The 20,983-nt window shown below is 62.9% G+C and carries 16 protein-coding genes; 4 read left to right on the top strand and 12 right to left on the bottom strand.

The features are described from left to right. Positions 1-92: 92 nt before the first annotated feature. Positions 93-1,574: an NAD-dependent succinate-semialdehyde dehydrogenase gene (locus tag LDN75_RS06640; protein WP_223936356.1), complete on the bottom strand. Its 1,482-nt coding sequence runs from the start codon at positions 1,572-1,574 to the stop codon at positions 93-95. Between the two features lie 160 nt (positions 1,575-1,734). After that, positions 1,735-2,565: a 16S rRNA (cytidine(1402)-2'-O)-methyltransferase gene (rsmI, locus tag LDN75_RS06635; protein WP_223937510.1), complete on the bottom strand. Its 831-nt coding sequence runs from the start codon at positions 2,563-2,565 to the stop codon at positions 1,735-1,737. 163 nt (positions 2,566-2,728) lie between these two features. Between rsmI and LDN75_RS06630 the strand changes: the two genes are divergently transcribed. Both LDN75_RS06630 and LDN75_RS06625 read left to right on the top strand, forming a co-directional pair. Continuing rightward, a complete protein-coding gene (locus tag LDN75_RS06630) occupies positions 2,729-4,588 on the top strand; it encodes a phospholipid carrier-dependent glycosyltransferase (RefSeq protein ID WP_223936355.1) in 1,860 nt (619 codons plus the stop codon). Positions 4,589-4,598: 10 nt separating this feature from the next. Continuing rightward, a complete protein-coding gene (locus LDN75_RS06625) occupies positions 4,599-6,431 on the top strand; it encodes an AMP-dependent synthetase/ligase (protein WP_223936354.1) in 1,833 nt (610 codons plus the stop codon). A 91-nt stretch (positions 6,432-6,522) separates the two neighbouring features. On the opposite strand, the gene LDN75_RS06620 is transcribed toward LDN75_RS06625, so the two are convergent. Beyond that, complete coding sequence (locus tag LDN75_RS06620; RefSeq protein WP_223936353.1) at positions 6,523-7,677, bottom strand: TIGR01906 family membrane protein; 1,155 nt, start codon at positions 7,675-7,677, stop codon at positions 6,523-6,525. A gap of 115 nt (positions 7,678-7,792) precedes the next feature. Beyond that, a complete protein-coding gene (locus tag LDN75_RS06615; RefSeq protein ID WP_223936352.1) occupies positions 7,793-8,788 on the bottom strand; it encodes a stage II sporulation protein M in 996 nt (331 codons plus the stop codon). A 99-nt stretch (positions 8,789-8,887) separates the two neighbouring features. On the opposite strand from LDN75_RS06615, the gene LDN75_RS06610 reads away from it, so the two are divergent. Continuing rightward, entirely contained in the window at positions 8,888-9,691 is an 804-nt protein-coding gene (locus LDN75_RS06610; RefSeq protein WP_223936351.1) for an RDD family protein, read from the top strand. Positions 9,692-9,723: 32 nt separating this feature from the next. On the opposite strand, the gene LDN75_RS06605 is transcribed toward LDN75_RS06610, so the two are convergent. The 5 genes from LDN75_RS06605 to LDN75_RS06585 all read right to left on the bottom strand — a co-directional run bounded on the left by LDN75_RS06605 (position 9,724) and on the right by LDN75_RS06585 (position 14,382). Next, positions 9,724-10,548: a pentapeptide repeat-containing protein gene (locus LDN75_RS06605; protein WP_223936350.1), complete on the bottom strand. Its 825-nt coding sequence runs from the start codon at positions 10,546-10,548 to the stop codon at positions 9,724-9,726. A gap of 226 nt (positions 10,549-10,774) precedes the next feature. Further along, positions 10,775-11,995, bottom strand: coding sequence for an Ig-like domain-containing protein (locus LDN75_RS06600; protein ID WP_223936349.1), 1,221 nt, complete (start codon positions 11,993-11,995; stop codon positions 10,775-10,777). Between the two features lie 132 nt (positions 11,996-12,127). Beyond that, positions 12,128-13,606 (bottom strand): adenosylhomocysteinase, encoded by a 1,479-nt coding sequence (gene ahcY / locus LDN75_RS06595; protein ID WP_223936348.1) that lies wholly within the window; start codon positions 13,604-13,606, stop codon positions 12,128-12,130. 46 nt (positions 13,607-13,652) lie between these two features. Beyond that, on the bottom strand, positions 13,653-13,871 hold the full coding sequence (locus tag LDN75_RS06590) for a Trm112 family protein (protein WP_223936347.1): 219 nt from the start codon (positions 13,869-13,871) through the stop codon (positions 13,653-13,655). Positions 13,872-14,004: 133 nt separating this feature from the next. Then, complete coding sequence (locus LDN75_RS06585) at positions 14,005-14,382, bottom strand: DUF3499 domain-containing protein (protein WP_223936346.1); 378 nt, start codon at positions 14,380-14,382, stop codon at positions 14,005-14,007. 142 nt (positions 14,383-14,524) lie between these two features. On the opposite strand from LDN75_RS06585, the gene LDN75_RS06580 reads away from it, so the two are divergent. After that, a complete protein-coding gene (locus LDN75_RS06580) occupies positions 14,525-15,043 on the top strand; it encodes a metallopeptidase family protein (protein ID WP_223936345.1) in 519 nt (172 codons plus the stop codon). 60 nt (positions 15,044-15,103) lie between these two features. Here LDN75_RS06580 and LDN75_RS06575 read toward each other — a convergent pair whose 3' ends face one another. The 3 genes from LDN75_RS06575 to LDN75_RS24115 are packed head-to-tail and all read right to left on the bottom strand — an operon-like array spanning position 15,104 to position 20,668. After that, entirely contained in the window at positions 15,104-16,741 is a 1,638-nt protein-coding gene (locus LDN75_RS06575; RefSeq protein ID WP_223936344.1) for a DUF5719 family protein, read from the bottom strand. Then, positions 16,734-20,093: a glycosyltransferase gene (locus LDN75_RS06570; RefSeq protein ID WP_223936343.1), complete on the bottom strand. Its 3,360-nt coding sequence runs from the start codon at positions 20,091-20,093 to the stop codon at positions 16,734-16,736. The genes LDN75_RS06575 and LDN75_RS06570 overlap by 8 nt, the downstream gene beginning before the upstream one ends. A gap of 29 nt (positions 20,094-20,122) precedes the next feature. Then, positions 20,123-20,668: a WhiB family transcriptional regulator gene (locus LDN75_RS24115; RefSeq protein WP_263422347.1), complete on the bottom strand. Its 546-nt coding sequence runs from the start codon at positions 20,666-20,668 to the stop codon at positions 20,123-20,125. Positions 20,669-20,983 lie beyond the last annotated feature (315 nt).

The raw sequence follows: 20,983 nt of genomic DNA, 5'->3' as shown, positions 1-20,983 counted from the left end.
GGCTCCGGAACGTGTGGTTCATTCCGGGGCCGGGCCCTTTGCTGGTGTCTACCGTTCTTGTTGCGAGAGCGGTGGACGGGATTCTGGGTAGGTTAGTCGGCGTACGGGTCCGCGATACCTACGTACTGGGTGTAGAGGTACTCTTCGATGCCTTCGGAGCCGCCTTCGCGGCCCAGGCCCGACTGCTTGACGCCACCAAACGGTGCCGCAGCGTTGGAGATGACGCCGGCGTTGAGGCCGAGCATGCCGGTCTCGAGTTTCTCGCTGACCCGGAGGCCACGGTTGAGGTCCTTGGTGAAGACGTAGGCAACCAGGCCGTATTCGGTGTTGTTGGCCAGGCGGATCGCGTCGTCCTCGGTGGAGAACGTGACGATCGGGGCCACCGGTCCGAAGATTTCTTCCTGCAGGATGCGGGAGTCGGCGGCGACGTTCTTCAGCACGGTGGGCTGGTAGAAGTAGCCGGGACCGTCGACGGCGGCACCACCGGTGACTGCTGTGGCACCTCCTGCTACGGCTTCGGTGACGAGGGCGTGCACGCCATCGCGGGCCTTGCCGTCGATCAGCGGACCAACCTTGGACTCCGGCTCAGTACCGCGGGCCGTGGTGAGGGAGCCGATCTTCGCGGCGAACTTCTCAGCGAAGGAATCGGCGATGGACTCGTGCACAATGAAGCGGTTTGCTGCGGTGCAGGCCTCGCCCATGTTGCGCATCTTCGCGGCGATGGCGCCTTCGACGGCCTTGTCCAGATCGGCGTCCTCGAAGACGACGAACGGGGCATTGCCACCGAGTTCCATGGAGGTGCGAAGGACCTTGTCCGCAGCTTCGCGGATGAGTGCCTGGCCAACGGGAGTGGAGCCGGTGAAGGAGATCTTGCGGAGGCGGTCATCCTTGATCAGCGGGCCGGTGACGGCACCGGCCGTGGAGGTCTGGATGACGTTCAGGACACCGGCGGGCAGGCCGGCTTCCTGCATGACCTGGGCGAACAGCAGGCTGGTCAGCGGGGTCAGGTTGGCGGGCTTGAGCACCATGGTGCAACCTGCGGCGACGGCCGGGGCTACCTTGCGGGTGGCCATGGCCAGCGGGAAGTTCCACGGTGTGATGAGCAGGCAGGGTCCAACCGGCTTCTTCTGCACGAGCAGGCGGTTCTTGCCGTCCGGCGCTGCGGAGTAACGGCCGGAAACGCGCACAGCTTCCTCGGAGAACCAGCGCAGGAACTCGGCGCCGTAGGTTACTTCGCCGCGGGCCTCAGCCAGCGGCTTGCCCATTTCCAGGGTCATGAGCAGGGCAAAGTCTTCGGCACGCTCGGTCACCAGTTCGAAGGCACGGCGCAGGATCTCGCCGCGTTCGCGGGGCGCTGTGCGGGCCCAGTCAGCCTGTGCGGCAGCGGCGGCATCCAAGGCCGCGGCACCGTCTTCAGCACCGGCGTCGGAGATGCTGAGCAGGACCTTGCCCGTGGCCGGGTCCTCAACATCAAAAGTCTTTCCGGATCCTGCCGGGCGCCACTGACCGTTGATCAGCAGGCCGGTGGGAACGGAAGCCAGCAGTTCGCTTTCGCGTTCAACCGTGACAGTCATGGCGACTCCTTCGTCTTGGGTGCTTTGGAGGGTTGCACCACTAGGGTTCCTTGCCAGAATTGGCTTGAATTACTGCCACGGTACTGCCACGCGAGAATCAGTGTCTACGCCTTCGCGCACTGCCATAAGGGTCCCAATTTGTGCATCTGCACAGGGACGATCAGCGTGCTGCAAGCACCGCCGAGTACAGTTCGCGCTTGCTGATGCGGGCGTCATCTGCCACGGCGGCGACGGCTTCCTTCAAGCGGATGCCTTGGGAGATGAGCTCGTTCACGGCTGCAACGTGGTCTTCCGGCTTGCCGGGAGCTTGCTCGGGCGCGCCACCCACAACAACGGCGATTTCACCGCGAACCTCGTTGTTTTCTGCCCATTCCAGGAGCTCACGCAGCGTTCCGCGGATGACTTCCTCGTAGGTTTTGGTCAGTTCACGGCAAACAGCCACCCGGCGTTCCGCGCCAAAGCGCTCATGCAATGCCCGTAGCATCACTTCAAGCCGGTGCGGGGCCTCGAAGAAGACCATGGTGCGGCGCTCGTTAGCCAACTCCGCGAGGCGGGAATTCCTCTCCCCTGACTTGCGTGGCAGGAACCCTTCGAAGCAGAAGCGGTCTGTTGGCAACCCGGAGAGAGCAAGGGCTGTCAGCACAGCGGAAGGTCCCGGCACGGCCGTAACAGTCAGGCCAGCGGCAACAGCGCCTTCCACCAAGCGGAAGCCGGGGTCCGAGACTGCGGGCATTCCGGCGTCGCTGACCATCAGGATGGTTTTGCCGGCCCGCACATACTCCAGCAGTTCACCGGTCTTGGCTACCTCGTTATGTTCGTGGTAGCTGATGACGCGCCCGGACACCTCCACGCCCAAGGCCTGGACGAGCCGATGCAGGCGGCGGGTGTCCTCCGCGGCAACGATGTCCGAGGTGGCCAAGAGTTCGATCAAGCGGGAGGATGCATCGCCCACGTTGCCGATGGGCGTGGCAGCAAGCACAATCCTGCCGATTGCTGCCGTCGGGCTGGTGTTGGCACCGGCGTCCAGTTCATCGACCGCCGATGCATCGTCAAAGCAGGTCTCATCCGGGGTGCTACGTTGTTCTTCCACCTGCCAAGCCTAATGCCGCGCGCAGTTCAACGCCGCAGTAAGGATGGAAAGGTAGCATGGGCGGGTGAGCCAGTCCCCCGTTCCCACCACCGATTCCGGAACTCCCGCAGCGTCGGCATTACCAGCCGGAGCCGCGAACGTGGCGGCAACCGATGGCTCCGCTGAGCCCGTCACATCAAACGTGGCCCGGACAACCATGTCCAAAACACCCGGGCCCAAGTCAACCACGTCCTGGCGGCCTCCCTCCGGACAGGGCGCTGCAGCTGGCAGTAACGGGAAGCTGAATTCCGGACGCGGGCTGGAAGGCCACCACTGGATTGCCAGCCCCACCAAGGCCTACACGGTTGGCGCCCTCACGTCGCGCCTGATCGGCGGGATCCAAACCTGGCGGGACTACCCGGCGTCGTTGCGATTGTGGTTCTGGCTGATCCCCGCCATCACCGCCGTGATCGGCGGAATCCTGCGTTTCTTCCGTCTTGAGGTCCCGCACAGCCTGGTGTTCGACGAGACGTACTACGTCAAGGACGCGTATTCGTACCTCATCAGCGGATATGAACGCAGCTGGCCTGCCAACGCCAATGATTCCTTCAATGCCGGCAATCCCGGGATCCTGCTCAATACCCCCGAGTACGTGGTTCATCCTCCGGTAGGGAAATGGATGATCACGTTCGGTATGTGGTTGTTCGGGGCGGACAATCCTTTCGGCTGGCGTTTCGGAGCCGCATTGACCGGGACGCTCACGGTCTTCCTTGTCTCGCTCATCGCGCTGAAGCTCTTCCGCTCCCATACCCTTGCCGCAGTGGCCGGATTGCTGCTCGCGGTTGACGGCCACCACCTGGTTTTGTCGCGAACGTCCCTATTGGATATCTTCCTTGCGTTCTGGATCCTTGCCGCCTTCGGCGCGTTGCTGTTGGACCGCGACGACGGCCGGCGTCGCCTTGCTTCCAGGCTAGCCGCCCAAGCGGCTTCAACACCCGATGGCCGCCCTACGCGCGCACAACTGTTGGCTGGCCCCTGGCTGGGGATGCGCTGGTGGCGCCTGCTTGCCGGGCTTTGCCTCGGCCTGGCTGTCGGCACCAAATGGTCTGCGCTGTTTTTTGTCGCGGCCTTCGGCTTGTTGACCGTCTTCTGGGACATGAGCGCCCGCCGCATCGCCGGAATCCGCAGCTGGACCAGCGCCGCAATCCTCAAGGACGGCATACCGGCTTTCCTGACCATCGTCCCTGTCGCGGCCGTCACGTACGTGGCCACGTGGACCGGCTGGTTCCTTTCCAAGGACGCCTACTACCGCCAGTGGGCGGCCACCAACCCGGCGCCTGGATGGGATTGGCTGCCCAATTCCGTGCGCTCCCTGGCGCATTACCATTTTGAGGCGTACAAGTTCCACCAGGGCCTCAGTGCCGACCACCCGTACGAGTCCAGCCCCTGGACCTGGCTGCTCATGGGTAGGCCTACCTCGTTCTATTACCAATCACCCAAGCAGGGCACTCCTGGCTGCCTTGCCGAGACCTGTTCCTCGGCCATCCTTCCCGTAGGAAACCCCATCGTGTGGTGGGGTGGCACCATCGCCCTGGTGATCCTGCTCTTCTGGTGGGCGGGCCGCCGGGATTGGCGTGCCGGGGCCATCCTGGCCGGAATCGCGGCTGGATATCTGCCGTGGTTCATGTACCCGGAACGCACCATGTTCATCTTCTACGCAGTTTCCTTTGAACCGTTCCTCGTGCTTGCCCTGACTTATGTCCTGGGGTTGGTGCTGGGCCGCAGCAGCGATCCTCCCTGGCGGCGGAGGTCCGGACTGTACGTGGTGGGCCTGGTGGTGGTGCTGGCCGTGCTGGCAACTGCGTTCTTCTACCCAGTGCTTACTGCCGAAGTCATCAGCTACCAGGAGTGGCGGATGAGAATGTGGATGCCGTCGTGGATCTAGGAGGAAGATCGTGAGGGAGGCAAGCACGGAGCTTCTGGTCGAGGCCGACGAGACAACCAACGTGACGGACCTCCTTCTGGAACGATGCGCCAAGGACCCGTTCGGCAACCTTTACGCCCATAAGACAGCAAATGGCTGGCTCAACGTGCCTGCCGCACGCTTCCTCGCCGACGTCCAGGCACTGGCCAAGGGCCTGATCGCAGGTGGCGTCAATCCCGGCGATCCTGTTGCTGTGCTCTCCCATTCAAGCTTCGAATGGACCTTGGTGGATTTCGCCATCTGGATGGCTGGCGGAGTTACCGTGCCCATTTATGAAACCTCGTCGGCAGGCCAGATCGAATGGATCCTTGCCGATTCCGGTGCCCGGCGGATCTTTGTGGAAGATACGTCGAAAGCTGACCTCGTTCACGCCTTGGTTGAGAAGTCGACGGCGTTGGGTGAGGACCCCGTGACGATCATCCGTATGGAGCACGACGGCGAGGCCCCCAACCTGACCAGCCTCGCCGCCGTCGGAATTGGCATCATGGATGCGGAACTGGAGCGTCAGCGCAGCGCCGCAAACCTGTCCGACGTCGCCTCGATCGTCTATACCTCCGGCACAACCGGCAAACCCAAGGGCTGCGAAATCACCCACGGCAACTTCGTGCTCGTTGCCCGGAACGTCATCCCGTTCCTTCCCGAACTGCTGATGCAGCACGGCGCGCGTACGTTGATGTTCCTACCGTTGGCGCACGTCCTGGCGAGGGCAGTTCAGGTGGTCTGCCTCACCGCCGGCATCACGTTGGGCCATAGCTCCGGCGCCAACGGACTCATGGCGGATCTCGGCGCGTTCAAACCCACATTCCTGCTGGCAGTTCCCCGTATCTTCGAAAAGGTCTACGCAGGGGCCGGACACAAAGCAGCCATGTCAGGTAAGTCCGGGCTGTTCGCCGCAGCGTCAGAAACCGCGGTGGAATATTCGACGGCGGTAGACCTCGCCCAGCGCGGGGAGGGACCCGGTCCGGGTTGGTTCCTGGGCCTCAAGCACTCGGCATTCAACAAGCTCCTCTACCCCAAGGTGCGGGAGGTGTTTGGCGGTGCCGTTGGGTACACCGTGTCCGGTGCCAGCCCGCTCAGCCTCCGGGTGAACCATTTCTTCCACGGCGCGGGGATCCCTGTCCTTGAGGGCTACGGCTTGACTGAAACCACTGCGCCTTGCACGGTCAACACGCCAAGCATGTCCCGGATTGGGACCGTTGGCATTCCGTTGCCTGGCACCACCATCCGTGTGGCAACGGATGGCGAGGTGTTGGTCAAGGGAATCGGTGTGTTCAAGGGCTACCACAAGAACGAGGACGCCAATGCTGAGGCTTTCGTGGACGGCTTCTTCCGCACAGGAGACCTCGGCGAGCTCGATCCGGACGGGTTCCTGACCATCACAGGCAGGAAGAAAGACCTGTTGGTCACGGCCGGCGGCAAGAACGTTGCTCCGGGTCCCCTTGAAGAGAAACTTAGGGAGCACCGGCTAGTGGGACAGGCCGTGGTGGTGGGCGACGGCAGGCCGTTCGTCGCAGCGCTGGTGGCCCTGGATCCAGAAGGGCTCGCAGACTGGTGCGCCGAGCACAAGCGTGAGCTCATGTCCCCCGGTGAAGCCGCGAGGGACGAGCACGTGCGTGCGGCCATTCAGTTGGCGGTGGACGAAGCCAACACTCTGGTGTCCTCAGCTGAATCCATCCGTAAATTTGGTTTTATCACCGCAGATCTCAGCGTCGAATCCGGCCACTTGACGCCGTCGCTCAAGCTCAAGCGGGCCGCGGTGGTTAAAGACTTCTCCTCACTGGTGGAGAAGCTTTACGAAAAGTAGCGGCACCTGCATCGCCGCCAGGACTTGTCCCTGAACGCAGAAACGGACACGAAGCCCGAGTGCAGGGGCATCGTGTCCGTTCAGCGGTTCGTTATCCGACGGTTTCGGCGGTGTCCTTGCGGAGACCGACTGCATCGCCTTGGTCGTCGGTCTCTGTCGAGGATGACTCGTCGTCATCGGCCGCTGGCTTGGGCTCCAACCCTCGGCGACGGCGCGTGGGCCAGGTGAGGATGAACGTAACCGTCGCAGACAGGAACACCAGCGCTCCGATCACGATTCCTGCGTCCACCCAGAACTGTCCCGGGAAGAGGCGGATGAGGGTGTCTTCCAGGGAGAACGTCCACGTGCCGTTGGCGAAGAAGATCCGGTGGAATTCCGTGAAGAACTGCTGCCAGCTCAGGGCTGCCAACACGGCAAGGCCAATGATGATGACCAGCGTGACGATGGACCCGGCGAAGAGCCCGCGCCGAACGCCGCCTTCACTGCGTTTACGCAAGTAGACAATGGCAATGATGCTCAGGAGGATGAGCAGCAGGCCGGCACCAAACGATGTCAAAATGACGAGCTTCACGTCCGCCATGTGCGAGACTTCGCTGTCTTTGAAAAGCTTGGCCCCGTCCTGGTTGACCAGCCCACCCAAATACCGCGGCCCTGACCAGTTGCTCAAGTAGTCCACGGCATAGGAGCCATAGGTCATGCGATCGTCCGTGCTGAAACCGTAGCCGTCTCCAGGGAAACCAGGACGGTTGTATTCGACCCACAGGAACAGGGGGCTGGTAACTGCCCGGACAGCCAGGACCAGCAGGATCACCGGGAAGAAGACCGCCAGCAGCACCTGGAAAATGCGGGGGCCGATCGGCTTGACCTTCGCCGCCTGTTCGCGTTCGGCATTGCGCCGTGCGACCTCGTCCGCTGGCGGACGAACCTGAAGGGCCGACGTCGGCAACGGTTCCGAATAGTGCGACGGTTGGCGAGCTGCGGGCGCATCGGCCACTGTCTCAGCGAAAAGCGGTGGCTCCGGCTCAGTGTCCGCAGCCTCGGCAGCCTTCCGGTCAGCCCGGCTCTCTGGCTGAACCGGTACGGGGGCTGGGGACGCAGCAGAAGAACCACCCGGTGCCTTGGGCTTCATCCAGTCGAAGGCCGGCTCGTCAGGGTCCTCATGGACGTCCGTCTCCGGATCTTGTGGTTTTGGGCTCTTGTCGCTCACAGCGGTTTCACTTCCGTAGGCATCAACCGGCTCAACCATGCTGCCGGCACTCTTGTCTGCATTCGAGCCTACAGTCCGGGTTTGCGCGGAGACGAGGAGCCACCCCGCCTACAGCAAGATCGAAACGTAACTGTAAGGTGCGGGCGTGTTGCCCCTAGGCAGCAATCCCACGGTATCCAGCGTCGTGGCTATCCAGGTCGCCCGTGGCACCGGAGCGGAATGAACGTCCACCAAGGACCAACGTGTACGTCCAATAGCCAGCCAGGACCAGTGCCCCAATCGCGATCTTCACCCAAACCGGCAGGAGGCTTGGCGTCACGAACGCTTCCACCACGCCCGAGATGAGGAGTACCAGGACCAAGCCGAGTGCAACCGTAATGAGCGAACGTCCTTCGTCGGCGACGGCCTGCATCCGGGTCCTGGGTCCAGGCCTGACCATCGACCAGAAAATCTTCAATCCGGCTGCGCAGGCGATGAACACTGCGGTGAGTTCCATGAGGCCATGCGGAAGGATGTAGCTGAAGAAGACATCCAGCTTTCCCGCCGCGGCAAACACCCCGGCGGCTACCCCGACGCCTTGGGCGTTGAGGAAGAGAATCATGGGCACCCAAAACCCCGTAATTCCGAATGCCACGGCTTGGGCGGAAATCCAGGCGTTGTTGGTCCAGACCGCGCCTGCAAAGGACGCTGCCGGGTTCTCTGAGTAGTAGTCGATGAAATCGTCTTCGATGTACTGACGCACCCTGTCATCGCTGCCAAAAGCGGCCCGCAGCGCCTCAGGCGACGTCCCGATCCAAAGGGCATACGCGCCACCAACCAGCACGAAGAAAACCCCACACCAAACCGTCAGCCATCGGAGCCTGTAAAACGCCGCGGGCAGTGCGATGACAAAGAAGCGCGCGAGGTCTTCCATGAAGTTCGAACGCGCCCCGGTGAATCTGGTCCGTGCCTGGGCAAGTGCGGCAGAGAGCGATGATGACAAGGCCGTCTCGGGAGCCACAGAGCGGATCAAGGACAAATGCGCGGAGACAGTCTGGTACAGGCGCAATAATTCGTCGGCCTCGGCTCCAGTGAGCCGCCGCTTATGCGCCAGGAAAGTGAGCCGCGACCATTTGTCCCCATGCACGGCCGAAAAGGCATCGATGTCCACGCCACCACCCTAGCTCCTGTCCGCCGCGCTGAGCACAGCTTAGACTCGTTGATGCGGGCACGGTGTGCGCCCGCCGCGAGTGCTACGCACGGGGGGACCTTGAGTTCTATCATCACAGGCGAGGCAGTTGTCCTGGAGTTGCGCCCGGCATCCTTCGCTGCCCGCGCGCTGGGGCTCATTCTGGACGTCATTGCCAACGTCCTGCTACTGATCCTCCTGATCATCCTGATCTTCTCGGCGGCCCGCGACCTCGATGAAGCGGCCATACGGGCCATGATCCTGGCTTGCGTCGTTTTCTCCTTCGTCATCGTTCCCGTGGCAGTGGAGACACTCACTCGGGGGCGCTCACTGGGGAAACTCGCGGCCGGGCTGCGTGTGGTCCGGGACGACGGCGGTTCCATCAGATTCCGCCACGCGGTCATTCGTGGGCTGCTCGGGTTCCTTGAGATCTACATGACTTTCGGTGGCCTCGCCATTGCCGTGGCGCTCTTCAACGCCAAGTCCAAGCGCCTCGGCGACGTCGTTGCCGGAACCTACTCGCTCCGGCAGCGCGTCCCTTCCACGCCGAGGATCATTCCTGGTGCTCCGCCGTACCTTCAACCGTGGGTATCCATGGCGGACATTGGCAGGGTTCCCGACGCCACAGCCCGCAGGGCCGGGACCTTCGTCCAGCAGGCATACCTCATGGCACCATCCTCACGCATCAGGATGGCTGCGGCGCTGGCCACCGAGCTTGCCAACTATGTCGCACCTCCGCCGCCCGCCGGAACCATCCCCGAGGACTACATAGGGGCGGTCCTCGGCGAGCGGCGCAACCGCGAGCTTGCCCGCCTTCGCACGGCCGAACAGCGCAACGCCGCCGTCGGCGAAAGGCTGCGCAGGCTGCCCTTCACACAGGGCTGAGACGACGCCCGGCTGCGGCCATCGTTATGTTCCTAGTGCCAGTGGGCTGGCGTGATGAGCCTTTCGGGTAGGCGCGTTTCGAAGTTTCCTTGGGCGGCGTTGATTTGCGGTTGGGTGACGTAGAGGGTCTTGGCGAGATTGGCGCCGTGGAGACGGGTATCCCGCAGGTCGGCACCCAGGAGGTCCGCCGCGGTTAGGTCGCTGTGCTCCAGGTTTGCCCCTATGAGGTAGGCACCGCGAAGATCCGAGCCGCATAATCGTCGCCCGGCCAGGTTGGTGCCCATGAGGTCGGCACCTGGGTGGATGCCGCCGTCGAACCTTTCACGACCCTCAGCCCCATACGAGGCCCGTACCTCCGCGCTGACCTCCATCAGCAGCGCACGCACCCCGGCGTGTAAACGCTCGACGTCGGCGGCCAGGACCGCGGACGCGTCGCCTCCTGCCGTGGTTTCTATGTCAGAGGACAACTGACCGGCCGTGGCCGCCAGCTCGGGATCGAATGCGCGTTGCTGTGCTTCCGATAAGTACCACAGCATTTCATGGAGTTGCTTGACGACCTTGAAGACAGCAAACATCGAAGATTTGGACAGTGGGTCCTGAACCCAACTCGTGCCCCCGAACGTGAGTTGGGAAACCACTTGGCCGGCGCCGAAGCAGTCAAAAACAGTGCACCCACTGAATCCCCTTGGCCGCAAACGTTGATGGATGGTGCAGGAAAAGTCGCTGGCCATGTTCGGGCAGGCCGAGGCAGCAGGCTTATCGATTGCGAAATCAGCCGAGCGGGCAAATCCGAGGGCAGTGCAACAGAGGGCAAAGCAGTTGCCGCAGTCCGGGCGAAGGGTTGGCGAAATAGTCATTAGTGCTCCAGGCGATGAAATGGAATCCGGTGGAAGGAGCCGGGGAACCCGTGGGGTTCCCCTAACGAAGATTCGTCATCACCACTGAGGGCAGCACAAATGAAAGGACCGACAACATGCCAGGACCAGAAAAGAGGATCAAAGAGCGCAGGAAATAATCACTGCCTCGATCTTAACAGCAGTTCTGCCCGGCGCGTGCCGGTGACTTCGACTTTTGAGTGGAGTATTATCGCTGGGCGTAGCTTGCCCAGGGGATGTTCCAGTCGCCGAAGCCCTCAAGGGGTTCAACAGCCGGTGCCCCGGTATTCAGGATCTGCACCACGTCACCGGTTTTCATATTGTTGAAGAACCATGCAGCATCGTCCGGCAGCAGGCCGACGCAGCCGTGTGAGACGTTCACGCGGCCAATAGCCCCCCAAGCGGATTCCAGCGCTTGGTGGACGTAGACGCCGGACCAGGTGAGGCGGTTGGCGTAGTCCACCACCATCGGCGCATAGTAGCCCTTGTCCCCCGGTTTGAGGCCGATGCTTCCAGCGTTGAAGTTGGATTTGCGTTCCTGCTCCAGGATCACGGCGTACCCGGTGGGCGAGAGCCAGTCTTCTCCGCCCAGCGATACGGGTGCGGTGTGCATCAGTTGGCCGTCGAAGTACACGTTCATTGTCTTCGTGTTGTCATCCACTACAGCCACCCGCTGAGGTCCCGTAGTGAAGGTGGAAACGACATCGCCGTTGCCGATCATGTTGTTGCCGAAGTCCACGCCCAGAAGCTTCATTTCCACCGTGACGGTGGTTCCGGACGCCCAGAATGCCTCCGGACGAATGCGGACCTTCTTGTCCGAGTACCAATGCCAGGCCACTGGCTGGCCTGACGAAACCGTGATGGCCACGCGCTTTTCCATGGCAGCCTTGTCAACCACAGGTTCACTGAAGTTGATTTCAATCGGCTGGCCCGAACCGGCCACCGTGCCATTACGCGGATAAATGGAAGCATCGGCTTCGTAGGCAGCGGAAACCGTGGTGAAGGTCTGCGTCTTCTTGGTTTCCTTGCCGGCTGTGTCCACAACGGTGAAGGAGTAGCTGTATTGGGTCTTGAACTTCAGGACCTCAAGGGTGGTCCACGTGCTGCCATCTGCGCTGGTCTTGCCCTGCACAGGTGTACCGCCGTCAACCGGCGCCAGCACTACGTCCTTGACCTTGCCATTGACGGCCTTGATCTGGGGGCCAACAACCGGATTCCACTCCACAGCGCCGTCCAGCGGTGTGATGCCCAGTTCAACAGGTTTGGCTTCTGGCGTCGGAGTGGACTGGGCTACTCCAGGGCCACCCTGGGTGGAACCGGCCAGCAATCCAGGAACGGTGGCGACGCCGATACCCCCCACGACGATGGCAGCGCAGATCCCTGCAATGGCAAGGATCTTGCCCTTTTTGCGTGTGGCGACTTCCGTCATGGTTCCCGTCTTCCTGTCCCCCGGCAAGCAATACTGAACACCCAATTCTAGCCGAAGGGCCGGCCACGCTGGTCACGTGTCCGGCCCTTCACCACGAGTTTGAGGCCGCTGCCCCATCAACGTGAATGCGGCTTAGTAGCGGTAGTGCTCCGGCTTGTAGGGGCCTGCAACGTCCAGGTCCAGGTAGTCTGCCTGGTCCTTGCTCAGTTCCGTCAACTCCACGCCCAGTGCATCCAAGTGCAGGCGTGCCACCTTTTCGTCCAGGATCTTGGGGAGGACGTAAACCTGCTTCTGGTATTCGCGTTCCCCGGCTGGCTGGTCCTTCTTGGTCCAGAGTTCAATCTGCGCGATCGTCTGGTTGGTGAACGAGTTGCTCATCACGAACGATGGGTGGCCCGTTGCATTGCCCAGGTTGAGGAGCCTGCCTTCAGACAGGACGATGATTGAACGCTCGGAGTCGGAGCCGGCATCAAAGACCCATTCGTGAACCTGCGGCTTGATTTCCACCTTCTTGACACCGGGAACCTTCGCCAGGCCGGCGATGTCGATCTCGTTATCGAAGTGGCCGATGTTGCCCACGATCGCCTTGTTCTTCATGCCCAGCATGTGCTCGGCCATGATGACGTCCTTGTTTCCGGTGGTGGTGATGAAGATGTCACCTTGGGCAAGCACGGATTCCAGCTTGGCCACCTGGTAGCCGTCCATTGCGGCTTGCAGCGCACAAATGGGGTCGATCTCGGTAACTACAACGCGCGAACCCTGGCCTCGCAGCGCCTCTGCCGCACCCTTGCCGACGTCGCCATAGCCGCAGACGACGGCGACCTTGCCGCCCATCAGGACGTCAGTGGCCCTGTTGATGCCGTCCGGCAGCGAGTGGCGGATGCCGTACTTGTTGTCGAACTTGCTCTTGGTGACGGAGTCGTTGACGTTGATGGCCGGGAACAGCAGCTTTCCCTGTTCGGCGAGCTGGTACAGACGGTGCACTCCCGTGGTAGTTTCCTCGGTCACGCCTTCCACTCGCGCTGCCAGGCGAGTCCACTTCTGCGGGTCCTCGGCCAAGGTCCGGCGAAGGAGGTCAAGAATGAGGACGTACTCCTCGGCGTCTTCCTCCGTGGCTGCCGGAACTGCACCTGCAGCTTCGAATTCGACGCCCTTGTGCAGCAGCAGGGTGGCGTCGCCGCCGTCGTCCAGAATCATGTTGGGACCCAACTCCGGGTTGGTGTCCGCTCCCGGCCAGGTGAGGATCTGCTCAGCGGTCCACCAGTACTCCTCGAGGGTCTCGCCCTTCCAGGCGAAGACGGGAACGCCCTGCGGATCTTCCGGCGTACCTTTGCCGACCACGACGGCGGCAGCGGCCTCGTCCTGGGTGGAGAAAATGTTGCACGAGGCCCAGCGGACCTCGGCGCCCAGTGCTGTAAGGGTTTCGATCAAGACGGCGGTCTGCACCGTCATGTGCAGCGAACCGGCGATGCGTGCGCCCTTGAGCGGCTGCGAGGCACCGAACTCAGCACGAAGGGACATGAGGCCCGGCATTTCGTGCTCGGCGAGACGGATCTGGTGGCGGCCTGCCTCGGCAAGGGAAATGTCAGCCACTTTGTAGTCGAAAGTCATGGAAGTCCTTTAGGTGTACCGTGCGGGATTGCTGTCTGGAAGTACGTCAGGCTTTGGCGTGGTGCTGGCCGGAGCCTGCGGCGTTGGAAGCAGCAAGCAGTTCCGGCGGCAGAAGCAAGGGAATGCCGTCCTCGATCGCGTAACGGACCTTTTCACCGTTTTCGGCGGGAGCAGTTGAAACAAGTTCCTCGCCCTCCTGGACCAGCGGTGAGCCCGTCACGGGGCAGCGCAGGATGGACAACAGTTCAGGACTGACCTTTGGCATGAATGATGCTCCCTGGATGGCGCGCGTGTGGCGCCGCTGGCGGATTTGTCTGCAGATTCCAGCCTACAGCGCAGGACCACGCCGCAAGGATCCGACGACGATTTGAGTCCCGGCAGGGGCTGGTCAAGCAGAACTAGGACGGTTCCCGCAAAATCCGCAAATGGCCGCGGCGCGTACCTTCAACCATTGCCGGCGCCTCGACGTGCGGGCGACTGGTGCGGGCGGGGGTGTCCGTGGCCGCCGACGCAGCTTCCCGCACCGCGTTGGCAAGTGCCAGCAGGTCGTCGGGGCCTGGCTCCGGAGGTGTTGTAGGCATTGCCAGGCGCAAGACTTCCCAGCCTCGCGGAACCGTAAGGGATTCCGCATGCTGGGCGCAGAGATCGTAAGCATGTGGTTCGGCGTACGTGGCGAGCGGGCCGAGGACCGCCGTCGACTCGGCGTACACGTACGTCAAAGTAGCCACCGCGGATTGGCGGCAGGCGGACCTTGAACACTGACGAATAGCACCCACAACATCCCAGATTAGCGCCCTTTGGCCACTACCCTGTGCATTGGCTGCCCGTGGCCCACCCGCAAGCTCCAGTTTGTGTCGCTGGCGGCGCGCTGCACGGCATGATGTCGCGCTGGCGGTTCCTCGGGACTAAAGTCGATATATGCAGTCACAGCCACATGTTCCTGGCTTCACAATCCGGTGGACTGACGCCGATGGCGATCAGGCAAAGGAACACACCGGCGCGGATGTCCGTGGTTTCCGGCGGCGCAGGAGAAACCGCCACGGGAGGGGACTGCGCGGAGAACTCATGCTCCCAAGCCTCCCCGGCTTCCGGACGCGCGCAGAACGTTTTGACGACATGGTGCTGGACTCCGCTGAACGCCTCCAGGATATGTGGGGCAAGCAGTTGGATGGCGTGCTCTTTGCGGTCGACGAAATCCCACCGAACCTTGAGCAATTGGTCGCGGAGGGTACGGCAGCTCCCATGGGCTCCTATACTCCAGGCGGCCGTGGGGAAGCGCCCATGATCACCGTGTACCGGAGGGTCGTCGAACAGACTGCCGGAACTCGGGAAGAGCTCCAGGACCTCGTCCATGACGTCGTGGTGGAATACACCGCGGAAATGCTCGGTGTCCCACCAGAGACGCTGGATCCTGTATACCGGCGTCGCTACCAGTAGCGCCCAAAGGCGAGCCCGTAACGCCGCTGGTAGCCCACCGTCACTAGTAGCCCACGGTCACTAGTAGCCCACGGTCACTGGGACTTTTTCAAGTCCTGCAGCAGCATCCTGGATGCCCAGCACGGAGACGTCGGGGCGGTCCTGCCTACCCAGCAACAGTGCTCCGTACACCGGGTCCCCTGATGCCGATACCACATACCCTGCAATCACAGCCTGTCCGGATTTTGCCGGGAGCCCGATCAGCGACGTTGTGCCGCCGGACATGTCCACATCCACGGACTTGCCCACCTTCCCATCGGCGGTCACCGGTGCATAGCTGACTGTCGCACGGCCCTCGGGAACACCGAAGCTGAAGAAGCCCTGACCGTCATGGGGCACCGCCACCACATGCTGGCTGCCGAGGCGGGCCGAAGACGGAGACCAAGCGAAATCCGTGGGCTCCTCCGCTTTGGCACCCCTCGCAATCCTGGTTGAAGCCACGAAAGCGACATCCGAACTCGCGCTCACTGTATAGCTGCCAGCCGGAACGCCGTCGAGATCCAAAGTAGATACTGTGCCGCCCTTGACGGTGACTACTCCCCCGTTGGGAAGCTGCCGCTCACCATTTGCGCCGTACAGCCGGACTTGAACCACTGCGTCGGTGGAGCCAGGCACGGCAATTTCAAGCGCGGGAACGGCATCAGCAAAGCCGGATTTGCTGCCCAGTGCCTTGATGGCGGCCGCATCCTGGATGTCGACGCCCGCCATCACCTGGAGATTGGACGGCCCGGAACCTGGGGACAGGAACTCCACGCCACCCGGCACGAGTCCGCGCAGCACGCTCTGCTGGATGGTCCCGGCTACGGGTCCGCCTGAGCTGCGCACGTGCACTGCCAGTTGGGATTCGCCAGGGGCCAGGCCGGCAAGGTTCACTGAACGGGTGGTTCCGGGAGCGATCAGGAGACCGCGTGCGCCAGGGGCCTGGATCTGTCCTTGAGCGCCAAAAAGGTCCAGGTTGACGGTTGCCGGCGTTTCGGATGCATTGCTCAGGTTCAGGACCGCTGTCCTGCCGAGCGCGGTGTCCGCGCCCAACAACCACGCGTCGTTTCCAGGTTGCTGGCACGGGGCCGCGGCCAGGCCACGGAGGTCGCCGTCCGTGGCTGAGTAGCTGAGATTAGCGGCCAAGGAAGCTTGTTCATTTCCGATGGGGTCAGCGCCTACCACCGTGGGGGCAGCAACGGGGCTGATGGAGGCCACCGCGGCCGCCAATACCGGCGGGCCCGGCGAGGGCGACGGGGTGCTTGTGGGTGTCTTTGCAATCTGCGCAACCGCCTCCCCCGCCAAGGACGTCACTTTGCTTCCCGGAATGGTGCCTGCGGGATTGCTCAGGACCACGGCATTGAGCGCACTGGTGGCAGTGGTGGAAACCGGGCTGAATTCAGCATCCGTGCCTACATCGGTTCCAGTGACAAGGCGCGCTGGTTCCGGGCAGACGCCCAGGGAGCGACCTGCCGGAACATCGGCCTGCCGGATGTCCACGGCAGAGCCCCCGGAGGGGGCCGGAACCATTGAGGTGGCGGCAACCGCTCCCCCTCCCGCAGCAAGAATCACCACGGCAGACAAAACCCCTGTGATGATCCCCTTGTTGGAGCCGCGGGTGCCCTTGGTGGAGCTGCGCTTCCCTTGATCGTCGACCTTGTTCTTGGGGTCGTCAGACACTGCTGTACTCCTTACGGAGGGAGACTTCGTCCCTCGACATGCCGGTTCGCGAGCGGCGGGCAGGCATCGGAACGGCCAGCAGCACGGTCAGTCCGAACACCACTGCCTGCAGGATGCCAAACCAAAGACCCCAGGGGTTGGTGTAGCGGATTTCAAGGTCGCCTCCGCTGGCGGGAAGTTCGAAGGCTTGGGCCCAGCCGGACGTGGTCGCCTTCAGCTGGCGCCCATCCATCCAAGCACTCCATCCGGGATCGGACCGTTCGGCCAGGACCACGCGGCGCCCCTCGTCACCCGAGGGCACGGATGCGTCCACCGATACCTCTGCTGACGGCAGGGAGCCGATGATTTCACCCTGGGCATTCAGAATTCGAACCCTGTGCGCGGTGTCCGCGGCGGTCGAGGCAGAGGGGCTCCGCGGCGTGACGCGCCACAACCAACCGGCGTCGGTTTGTCCAACAGCAACCAGACCCGGGACGGCGTCGATCCTGCTGGCCGTTAGTTGCGCTGCGTCGTCAGCGGCCTTAAGCACCACAAAACCTGCACCGAGCTGCTCAAGATCGCTGCGGGGGTCCACTCCTGTGCTAGCCACGATTGTGGCCACAGCCCTGCGGAGGGACGCAGTAGCGTCGTCGTCGGTGGCAATCTCTTCACGGCCGGGAGCGCCGATGATGGTCCTGGCCGAGGCGATGGTGGACAGGCTGTCCAGCGTAGTCCCGGCACCGCGCATCAGTGAGGACGTGAAGGCGCCCTGCTCACCGCTGGTAATAACCAGGGTTCGCGTACGTTCCGGTCCCTCGCCACGGTCGACGGCGGTGGCTGGCAAAGTGCCCCTATCCACCGGCCGCACTTGGCGGGCCGAGCCCAAGGATGACTTGTTACTGTCCCCGGTCAGTGCGGCGTCAGCGGTATCGGTGGCCACCGGGGCCTCGGACGAGGGCTGCAGGACGTTCTGTCCTGCCCATGCCGCCATCCCGGCCAGGGGTCCACCCATCAAGAGGGCAAGGGCCACGCCCGAGGCCATGCGACGGAAGGACGCCTTCCAACGGGTGGTATCCGATGCCCTGTTGGAAACTGCGAATATTCTCTCGGCACCCAGCAATGCCGCACCGAGCAGCAGGATACCCGCGGCCGAAACCGCCGGTCCGGTGAATGGGCCAATAATCACATTGTTGTTGACGCCTGTGGCCACGTGGCCCATCAGCCAACTACTGGCCAGCGTTGCCAGTGCGGCCAACCAGAAGACGCGGGCCAGGACGGTGCGCTTACCGGGAAGGAACAACGCTGCGACGGCCAGGAGAAGTACCGGGACGCTGACCAGCAGCGCCAGCAACAGCGCCCAAGGCACAGCGCCGGGTCCGAACATCCCAAGGCCTGTGAGGCCGCCGTCGATCTTGAACGCCAACGGCTGGCCCAGGAACTGCTGCCACAGCGGTGCGGCGTCGAAGCTGAGGGGCAGTCCAGGATCTGCGAGCAAAGAACGGGGGCGGTCGAGTACCGAAATACCGTAGGGAATGAATAAGGCTGCACTGGGCAAAAGGGCCCACCACAGCGTCTTTCCCCGTTGTCCGAGCACCACGGCTGCCAGGACCACAACAACAGTAATCGGCCCCAGGAGCGAAGGTGCCGAGGCGGTGATGGCAGCCATCGCCAAGCCTGCCGCCGCTGCGGCGGTCCAGGACGGCGTGCCGTTAATGCCTGGCTTACCGAGCACGGGCACCGGGCGGCGAGTGAAAGGTGCCCGTACGGCATGGTGTCCCCGGCCTATGGCGGAGCCCGAGGCCCGTATCAGCGCCAGCATGAGCAAGGGCATCAGGACGTGGGCCACCAAGGCGCCCGGCCTGCCCTGGTTTATGGCAATAAGCAATGCAGGTGCCCCGGACCAGGCAAGGGCGGCAACCATCCGGAACCGGCGCCGCGTGGTTAACGCACCAGCAGCGAACCAGGCGCTGATCGCAGACAGTGGCATGGCCAGGATCAACAGCCACACCATTGCCGAGTTGCCATCGCCGCCGCCGAACAAGGACAGAAGCCACAATACGTAAGCGAAGGGATCGCCGTGCCCCGGCAGCCCCGCTCCGAGGGAAATCCACCAGGTGGAGGCGTTGGACCAGATATCAGCAGGGGACTCGGACAAAGGAAGGAGTCCTCCTCCGGCCACAATTCCCGTGCGCAGGAGGCCAACCAGCCCTACCAAAGAAGCCGCTAGCGCGATGATGGCGGCAGCAACTGCACCGGTACCCACCCACCCGCGTTCGTTGGTTGCCAGCGCCGCGAAATCGTCGGAGGCATCGCCGCTGGGTTCGGGGGCTAGAAGATCGGAGGCGACGGAAGTCTCCTCGCTGGGGCGGATTGCCTCCAGCAGGGAGCGCCTGTTGGCGCGGACCTCGCGGGACGACGTTTGGAGGCCCCGGACCACCGAACGGTGCACGCGACGTGTCCTGGCCGCGGTACGCCGGCCCCTTGCAACAGCGAATGGCCGGAGCAAGCCCGCAATCGTCGCGGTGAACTGGGAGAATCCGTAGCCCGGTTCCTTGACCAGAATGCTCAGCACCAGCCGGACGAGCGCGCCCAAGAGCGCCCCCGCGGCCTGGAACGGTACGTTCCACCACGGCGTGTGCTTGAGGCGCATGTGAATTTGTGCCTTGCGGGCCGCCGAGGACGTGCCTAGACCATGGGGGCGGTGCTCCACGTGGAACATCCGCGCGCTTGGCACCACCACCACACGGTTTCCCGCAAGCCAGTTGCGCCAACAGAAATCGACGTCATCGCCGCTGCCCGGCAAAGCAGGGTCGAAGCCCTGCAGGTGCTCCCAGACGTCCCTCCGGATCAGCATGCCGGCAGAGTTCACGGCAAAGGTGTCAGTGCGGGCGTCGTATTGCCCTTGGTCCACTTCGTCGGCGTCGATCAGCGTGAGGCGTTCAGCCCAGCGGCTAGTGGACAAGCCAACGTCCACCACATGGCGTTCGTGGTCCCATCCAAGTTGCTTGCAGCCGGCAACAGTTACCGACGTGGTTCTTTCCACCGCGTGGAGAAGCTCGGCCAAGGCATCCGGCGCCGGAGCGGCGTCATCATGAAGGAGCCAGATCCATTCGACAGCACCGGCGGGTTCTGCGTTGTTGGCAAAGCCCACGGGAGCAAGCTCATCCAGGCCCGCCTGGACAGCAGCACCGAATCCGGACTTTGGCTGGACGTATTCGGTGACGTTTGCTTGCCCCAAGGCCTCACGGAGCAGCTCGAGGGAATTGTCCGTGGATCCTGTATCAATGCCAATGGCGGCATCTGCCGAACGCGTCTGGTCCGACAGTGCCGCCAAGGTCCTGGGGAGATAGTTCCCGCCGTCGTGGGCAACCACGACGGCGGTAACGTGTACTTCCTTAAGAATTAGACTGCCCGCTTCCTCAACCGACGACGTTCGCGCTCAGAGAGCCCGCCCCAGATGCCGAATCGCTCGTCGTTTGCCAGGGCGTACTCGAGGCACTGCGAACGGACGTTGCACGCTCCGCAAACCTTCTTGGCGTCCCTCGTTGATCCGCCCTTTTCGGGAAAGAATGCTTCCGGATCTGTCTGGGCGCACAAGGCGTCAGTCTGCCATCCGAGTTCGCCCTCGTCATCGAAGTCGCCTTGGCCCGGCAGTCCAATCCATACCGGCTGTCCTGGGATTTCCTGGGGACGACGCAACTCCATGGGAGGATCGTCCACGTCTTCGTCCGGCCCAGCGGGCAGGTCACCAATCAACGCCTCGTGTGCAGCGAGGAGGGCAGTTGCTTGGTCCTCCAAAGACTGCTGCACGTTCTGGTTGTATCGGTCTGCCGCTTCCGGATCCGCCGGGTCCACATACCAGTCCCCTGGCACTTCCCGCGAACGGTATTTCACCGACGCATGTTCTGCGACGACTGCATCTTCCTGGATACGCAACGCTTGCCCCATGGCGTCCCTCCTGATTTTGCAGCTGCTGCTTGGATGTGTTTCCGATTCCCGGCGATGTTCCGGGAATCTGTGCAGCGGCGTTGATTACTAATTACACGCGTGTAACTACCCGCCAGTCAAGCCGCGCCGGGATAATAATCAAGAATCTGTAGAAACGTGGGATGCGCCACGCCCAACATTTTCCGTCGTGGCGCGCGAGGCTCCGGGCCAAAACGGAAGCCTGGCATCAGTTTCCATGAACAACTCCTGACATTCCGGGGAATTCCCAACCCAACCCCGGGATGTCCATCGTATGGACTTAACGGACCTGTGTTG

The organism is Arthrobacter sp. StoSoilB5 (assembly GCF_019977235.1).
Lineage (GTDB): Bacteria > Actinomycetota > Actinomycetes > Actinomycetales > Micrococcaceae > Arthrobacter.
This window is presented reverse-complemented; position numbering and strand designations above follow the sequence as displayed.

Bases quoted from the DNA above. Each gene is read 5' to 3' on its own strand.
- LDN75_RS06640 (WP_223936356.1), bottom strand. From the start codon at position 1,574: ATGACTGTCACGGTTGAACGCGAAAGCGAACTGCTGGCTTCCGTTCCC.
- LDN75_RS06620 (WP_223936353.1), bottom strand. From the start codon at position 7,677: ATGGTTGAGCCGGTTGATGCCTACGGAAGTGAAACCGCTGTGAGCGAC.
- LDN75_RS06605 (WP_223936350.1), bottom strand. From the start codon at position 10,548: ATGACTATTTCGCCAACCCTTCGCCCGGACTGCGGCAACTGCTTTGCC.
- LDN75_RS06600 (WP_223936349.1), bottom strand. From the start codon at position 11,995: ATGACGGAAGTCGCCACACGCAAAAAGGGCAAGATCCTTGCCATTGCA.
- ahcY (WP_223936348.1), bottom strand. From the start codon at position 13,606: ATGACTTTCGACTACAAAGTGGCTGACATTTCCCTTGCCGAGGCAGGC.
- LDN75_RS06590 (WP_223936347.1), bottom strand. From the start codon at position 13,871: ATGCCAAAGGTCAGTCCTGAACTGTTGTCCATCCTGCGCTGCCCCGTG.
- LDN75_RS06580 (WP_223936345.1), top strand. From the start codon at position 14,525: ATGCAGTCACAGCCACATGTTCCTGGCTTCACAATCCGGTGGACTGAC.
- LDN75_RS24115 (WP_263422347.1), bottom strand. From the start codon at position 20,668: ATGGGGCAAGCGTTGCGTATCCAGGAAGATGCAGTCGTCGCAGAACAT.